The following is a 6,056-nucleotide window of genomic DNA, read 5'->3' as shown; positions in this document are numbered from 1 at the left end:
CACTGCGAGGGCCTGAGCCCGGTGCAATACCGGGCCCAGGCCCTCGCTGCCTAGACTCTCAATTACCGAGTCCAACTTCCGGGGCCCACTTCACGAGCAACCTGGTGCGGGGCGCCGCTCTTTCCCAGGAGTTCAGCGGTTCGGGTCTTGGCCGGTCGGGCGGATGACCAGTTCGTTGACGTCGACGCCTGGGGGCTGGCGGAGGGCGTACAGGGCCGCGTTGGCGATGTCTTCCGCGCGGAGCTTCGGGACGTCCTGGGTGGATGCCGTCATCTCGGTTTCGACCATGCCCGGCTGGATGAGGGTGACCCGGACGCCGGTGCCCACGCATTCCGCGCGGATGTTCTGCGCCAGGCCGGTGATCGCCCACTTGGTGGCGGAGTAGAGGTTTCCGGGCCGGATGCCGCGGCCGGCGTTCGAACCGGTCAGCAGCAGGTGGCCGCCGGTGCGGGCGAGCGCCGGCAGCGCCGCGCGGGCGGTGATGGCCGCGCCGTAGACGTTCGTCAGGACCATGTCGCGCCACTGCTCGGGATCCGCGCCTCCGTTGCCCAGGAACGACGTCTGCATGCTCAGTCCGGCGTTGGCGAACGTCGCGTCCAGGCGGCCGAAGTGGTCTTCGACGCGTTGGACGGTGGCGGAGAGGGCGGGCCAGTCGGTGATGTCGCAGGGCAGGGCGAGCACGTCGTCGCCCAGTTCGTCGGTGAGCGGGGCCAGCGAGTCGGCGGAGCGTGCGAGCAGGGCGAGGCGGTAGCCGGCTGCCGCGGCGGCGCGGGCGGTGGCCGCGCCGATGCCGCGCGACGCGCCGGTGATCAACATGACGGGTTCGGGCATGTCGCCAGCCTACGCTTGGTGAATATCTTTCATATCTACGAACATTTCAGTGTTGATCGAAATCAAGTCGGGTGGATCAAGCAAGGCGCGAGAAGAACGACGCCACCGCCTCGCCATATCGTCGAGCACGAGTTCTCCCACGTTGCCGGTTCAGGGAGGTGCCCGATGGTCGAAGAGGACAACGAGCGGCTGTTCCGCCGGTTCGTCGCCGCGATGAACCGGGGCGACCAGGAGGAGGTGCTCCGGGTCTGGTCGCCCGAAATGATCCACCACGGCCGGTTCGGCACCTACGGCCGCGACGAGGTCGCCGAGCTGATGGGCGGCTTCCGCACCGCGTTCCCGGACCTCGCCTTCGAGATCGAGGAGCTCGCCGCCGACGGCGACCGGCTGTTCGTGCGGATGACCGCGACCTGCACGCACCAGCAGGACTTCCAGGGCGTCCGGGCCACCGGGCGGCCGGTCCGGGTGCAGGTGATGGGCCAGGTGCGGATCGTCGACGGCAAGATCGTCGAGCACTACAACGTGATGGACGAGCTGCACTTCCTCAACCAGCTCGGCCTGGTGCCGGACGACCTGCTCACCACGATCCTGGCATGACCGGCCGACCGCAGGTCGCCGTCATCGGCGCCGGGCCGGCCGGGCTGGCGACCGCGATCGCGCTGCGCCGAGCCGGCCTGGACGCCATCGCGTACGAGCGCGTCGAAGCGCTTCGCCGCCACGGCAACGGCCTGACGCTGTGGCCGAACGGATTCGCCGCCCTGGACGCCTTCGGCGCCGGTGACGCGGTGCGCGGACGAGCCCATCCGGCGGCCGGGATGGCGATGCGGGCGGCGGACGGCCGGACGCTCTACGAGGTTTCCGAGCAGGTGATGAAATCCGTCGGCGGCAACGGGATGGCCGTGCACCGCGCGGAGCTGCTGGTCGCGCTTCGCGGGCTGCTCGATCCCGACGCGGTGCGGTTCGGGGCGCGCTGCGTCGGGGTTCGCGACGCCGGTGAGCACGCCGTGGCGGTGTTCGCCGATGGCAGCTCGGTGCGGGCGGACCTGGTCGTGGGAGCCGACGGACTCCGGTCCGCCGTGCGGGAATCCGCCGGGCTGGGGCGGCGGCTGCGGCACTGCGGGGTCGTCGTCTGGCGGGCCACCATCCCGTTCGAGCTTCCGGCCACGCCCGGTCTGCTGTCGATGGGCGGTGCGGATGCGTTCGGCATCTGGAAGCTCGCCGGAGACCGGGTCTACTGGTTCGCCTCCGCGCCCGCCGCCGATGCACGGCAGGCCGGGGCGGATTGGCTGCTGCGGCGGTTCGGTGACTGGCACGAGCCGATCCCGGAGCTGCTGCGGGCCACCGATCCGGCGCAGGTCGTGGCCACCGAGATCTTCGACTGCCGCCCGCTGCGCGGCTGGAGCCGTGGCCGGATCGCGCTGGTCGGCGACGCCGCGCACCCGAGCATGCCGAACATGGGGCAGGGCACTTCGCAGGCGTTCGAGGACGCCGCGGTGCTCGCGGCCCGGCTGGCCGAGACTCCGAGCGTGCCGGAAGCGCTGCGGGCGTACCAGCGGCAGCGGCGTGGGCGCGCGAACGCGGCGACGTCGCAGGCGCGGATGCTGGCGCGGATGGGCGGCTGGGCCGGACCGGTCGCTGGGCGGCTGCGGGAGTGGATGCTCACCCACGCTCCGCAGCGCGCCCAGCTCCGCCAGTTGCGGCAGATGTTCGAGTTCCGGATCTGATCAGGAGGCCGCCGTGTCCACTGCCGCCACCGAACCGGCGACCCCACCCGAAGTGCGCGGACTGCCGCTGCTCGGCAGCTTCCTGGAGTGGCGCAAGGACCAGCACGCGACGTTCATGCGGGCCTACCTGGAGCACGGGCCGATCTTCACGATCCGGCTCGGGCCGATGAAGGGAGTCATGCTGGTCGGGCCCGAGCACCACGAGTTCTTCTTCCGGGAGGTGGACCGGAAGCTTTCGGTACCGGAGATCTACCGGTTCACCATTCCGATGTTCGGCGATCTGCTGATGGCGGCGACCGACACCGAGCGGCGGCGCCGCCACGTGTCGCTGCTGCAGTCGGCGTTCCAGGGCGGCCGGCTCGCCGCGTACACCGAGGTGATGGTCGAGGAGACCGAGCGCTGGCTGGCCGGTTTGGGCCGGCGGGGCGAGTTCGAGCTGTGGGACACCTTCGAGCCGCTGGTGATGCGCATCGCCGCCAGCGCGCTGCTCGGTCCGGAGATCCGGGCGCGGATCGACGAGTTCCGGCCGCTGCTGGTGGACCTGGCCCGGGGCATGGAGTTCATCCTGCCGTCGAACCTGCCGGTGCCCCGCTTCCGCCGCCGGGACCGTGCGCGGCGGCGGCTCGGCGAGATGCTGCGGCCGGTCCTCGCCGAGCGGGCCGGCGCGGGCGGCTACGACGACTTCCTGCAGTCGCTGGTCGACGACGCGACGCTGCGGGACGAGGGGCCGGACGTGCAGGTCGGAATGGCGATGGCGACGTTGTTCACCGGCTACATCACCACCGCCGCGCAGGCCTGCTGGACGCTGGTGCAGCTGCTGCAGCACCCGGTGCAGCTGGACGCGGTGGTCGCGGAGATCGATGCGGAACGCGGTGGCGCTCCCGGATGCCCGCACGCGGGAGCGCGGCTGCCCCGGTTGGAGCGCGCGTTCAAGGAGTCGCTGCGGATGCGGCCGGTGATGAGCCACTACGCGCGCACGACGGCGGAGGAGTACGAGATCGGCGGCTACCGGGTGCCGAAGGGATGGCTGACCATGCTGTGCCCGAGCGTCGCGCACCGGCTGCCGGAGGTGTTCGCCGATCCGGAGCGCTACGACCCGGACCGGTTCGCTCCGGAACGGGCCGAGGACAAGCGGAATCCGCACGCGTTGATCGGTTTCAGCGGCGGGTTCTACCGGTGCCCGGGGCAGGCGTTCGGCACGAACGAGACCAAGGTGCTGCTGAGCGCGTTGCTGGCGCGTTACCGGCTGGGCTTGTCGGTGCCGGATCCGCGGCCGGACATGGATCTGGGCGTCACCCGTCCGGGTTCGCCGTGCCGGATCCGCTACGAGCGTCGCTAGGCTGCGCAATCTGGGCGAACATCGACTCGCGCGGGTCTGGGATGGTGGGAAGTCCGCGTCGAGGAAGGGTGAGCACGGCATGGCGCAACGCGACGGGATGAACCTGGTCGGCTGGCAGTCGATGATGGATCACGCGGCCGGCCTGCTGGAGCAGCGCACCGGTGCGGGCCTGGCGGAGTGGAAGGAGCGGGTCGCGGCGTCCGGGACGACGTCGGAACCCCGGTTGCGGGCGTGGTTGAGCGAGCAGGGCGTCGGCGGCTATTCGCAGGACCTGCTGGTGTACGAGCGCTACGGCTACCCCGAGTTCATGCAGACCGATCCGGCGGAGCTCATCGACGAGCAGTTCGCCGACCGGCAGGCGCTGCGGCCGATGTTCGACGAGCTGCTGGAGGTCGTGGTGGACCTCGGCGTGGTCACGATCCAGGCCCGCAAGACCTACGTGTCGCTGGTGTCGCCGAAGCGGACGTTCGCGATCGTCAAGCCCAGCACCAAGTCCAGGCTCGACATCGGGTTGCACCTGCCGGGCCGGCAGCCGGCCGGGCGGCTGCTGCCGGCGAAGAGCCTGCCGAAGGGCAACGTGCGCATCGCGTTGACCGCGGAGTCGGGCGTGGACGACGAGGTGGTCGCGCTGCTGCGGGAGTGCTACGAGGCCAATTCCTGACGCCCGTCAGCCCAGCAGCGGCAAGGCCAGCACGACCGGTGGGTCCGTGGGGCGCGGGCGGCGCAGCCGCAGGCGGCAGGCCCGCCCGCCGGGCACGGTCACGGAGCCCGCGGCGACCACTCGACAGTCGTGCCGGTGGTCCAGCGATTCCGCGATGCGGACGTCCGGGTCGAAGCAGACCGCGAGGACGTGGTACTCGCCGTCGCGCGGGCGGCGCAGCCGCACCGGCCCCGGCGTGGGCCGGACCGCGCAGCTGACCGGGGCGCCTTGCGGGATCCCGTGGTGGAACAGGCCGACGAACAGGATGCCGTCGTCGGCGCCGTCGACGAGGACGGGCACGCCGTCGGCGCCGGACGGCGCGGCGGGGGCCCGGGCCGCGAGCGCGGCCAGCGGCCGGTCGCCGAACTCGATGGCCATGGCGCGGAACTGGCGCGGTGACAGGCCCACCAGGCGGGCGAACTGGGTGGTGAAGGTGCTCAGGCTCGAATAGCCGACCTTGGCGGCGATGTCGGTGACCCGCAACGAGGAGCGGATCAGCAGGCGCTGCGCCTCGGCGATCCGCAGCGCGGCCAGGAACCGGCCCGGCGTGGCGGCCGTGACGTTGCGGAACACCCGGTGGAAGTGGAACGGGCTGAACAGCCCGGCGCGCGCGTGGTCGGTCAGGTACTGGGGGTCGGTGAGGTTCTCCCGCATCTGCTCCACGGCCCGCTCCACCGCGGTGTGCCAGCTGGTGGCGGCCGACGCCGGCTCGGCCTGGGCGAGTTCGGCCCAGTCCATCCCGATGGCGTCGTCGGTCCTCCTGGTCAACCCACGTCCTTCCCCAGTCCGCCCCACCGCGTCGACCAGGATACGCCGGGTGCGGGGAATTCCGGTGCTCGGCCGCAATTCGCGGTGGGCATTGGCAACTTGGGAGAAGGGTGCGTTCGGGTCGCTCGAATAGGTTGGGAATGCCGATGAATGGCCGTTGATTGCCGTCAGGTGGGAGGAAGCCGTGCTCGCAGGGCTGGCCAGCGTGACGATTTTCGTCACCGATCAGGACAAAGCCGTCGACTTCTACACGAACAAGCTCGGTCTGGAACTCCGGCGGGACGACGCGTTCGGGCCGATTCGCTGGATCGAGGTCGCAGTGCCGGGCGGTGGCACGTCGATCGTGCTGTTCCCGCAGGACAATCCGTTGTACCAGGAAGATCTGATGCGCGAGTTCACCGGTTTGCAGTTCGTCACCCGCGACATCAAGGCGACCTACGAGGAATTGAGCGCCAAGGGCGTTCCGTTCACCCAGCCGCCGATGCAGTTGCCGTTCGGGTGGACCGCGGTGTTCACCGATGAGGACAAGAACCAGTTCTCCCTGTTGCAGGTGGACGCTCCGCAGTGAGCCGTTCCTGCGGTGGGGGGGGGGGGGGGGGGCGGCGGGCCCCCCCTAATGGGGGGGGGGGGGGTGGGTGTCGTGGGCGGGTGGGGGGGGTGGGTGGGGGGGGGGTGGGGGTTGTTTTTGGGGTCG

The 6,056-nt window shown here is 71.0% G+C and carries 7 protein-coding genes; 5 read left to right on the top strand and 2 right to left on the bottom strand.

What is annotated here, in order from left to right:
• Positions 1 to 132 precede the first annotated feature (132 nt).
• Positions 133 to 831, bottom strand: coding sequence for an SDR family NAD(P)-dependent oxidoreductase (locus tag AB0I53_RS49090; RefSeq protein WP_358618006.1), 699 nt, complete (start codon positions 829 to 831; stop codon positions 133 to 135).
• A 165-nt stretch (positions 832 to 996) separates the two neighbouring features.
• Between AB0I53_RS49090 and AB0I53_RS49085 the strand changes: the two genes are divergently transcribed.
• The 4 genes from AB0I53_RS49085 to AB0I53_RS49070 all read left to right on the top strand — a co-directional run bounded on the left by AB0I53_RS49085 (position 997) and on the right by AB0I53_RS49070 (position 4,555).
• On the top strand, positions 997 to 1,428 hold the full coding sequence (locus tag AB0I53_RS49085) for an ester cyclase (protein ID WP_358618003.1): 432 nt from the start codon (positions 997 to 999) through the stop codon (positions 1,426 to 1,428).
• A complete protein-coding gene (locus tag AB0I53_RS49080) occupies positions 1,425 to 2,555 on the top strand; it encodes an FAD-dependent monooxygenase (protein ID WP_358618000.1) in 1,131 nt (376 codons plus the stop codon). The genes AB0I53_RS49085 and AB0I53_RS49080 overlap by 4 nt, the downstream gene beginning before the upstream one ends.
• A gap of 13 nt (positions 2,556 to 2,568) precedes the next feature.
• A complete protein-coding gene (locus AB0I53_RS49075) occupies positions 2,569 to 3,894 on the top strand; it encodes a cytochrome P450 (RefSeq protein ID WP_358617997.1) in 1,326 nt (441 codons plus the stop codon).
• Positions 3,895 to 3,973: 79 nt separating this feature from the next.
• Entirely contained in the window at positions 3,974 to 4,555 is a 582-nt protein-coding gene (locus tag AB0I53_RS49070; protein WP_358617994.1) for a DUF5655 domain-containing protein, read from the top strand.
• A gap of 6 nt (positions 4,556 to 4,561) precedes the next feature.
• On the opposite strand, the gene AB0I53_RS49065 is transcribed toward AB0I53_RS49070, so the two are convergent.
• Entirely contained in the window at positions 4,562 to 5,362 is an 801-nt protein-coding gene (locus AB0I53_RS49065; RefSeq protein ID WP_358617992.1) for an AraC family transcriptional regulator, read from the bottom strand.
• A 157-nt stretch (positions 5,363 to 5,519) separates the two neighbouring features.
• On the opposite strand from AB0I53_RS49065, the gene AB0I53_RS49060 reads away from it, so the two are divergent.
• Entirely contained in the window at positions 5,520 to 5,930 is a 411-nt protein-coding gene (locus tag AB0I53_RS49060; RefSeq protein WP_358617989.1) for a VOC family protein, read from the top strand.
• Positions 5,931 to 6,056: the final 126 nt, after the last annotated feature.

The organism is Saccharopolyspora sp. NPDC050389, assembly GCF_040655595.1.
GTDB lineage: Bacteria > Actinomycetota > Actinomycetes > Mycobacteriales > Pseudonocardiaceae > Saccharopolyspora.
The sequence above is the reverse complement of the archived record's forward strand: the minus strand, read 5'-3'. Positions and strand labels throughout refer to the sequence as shown.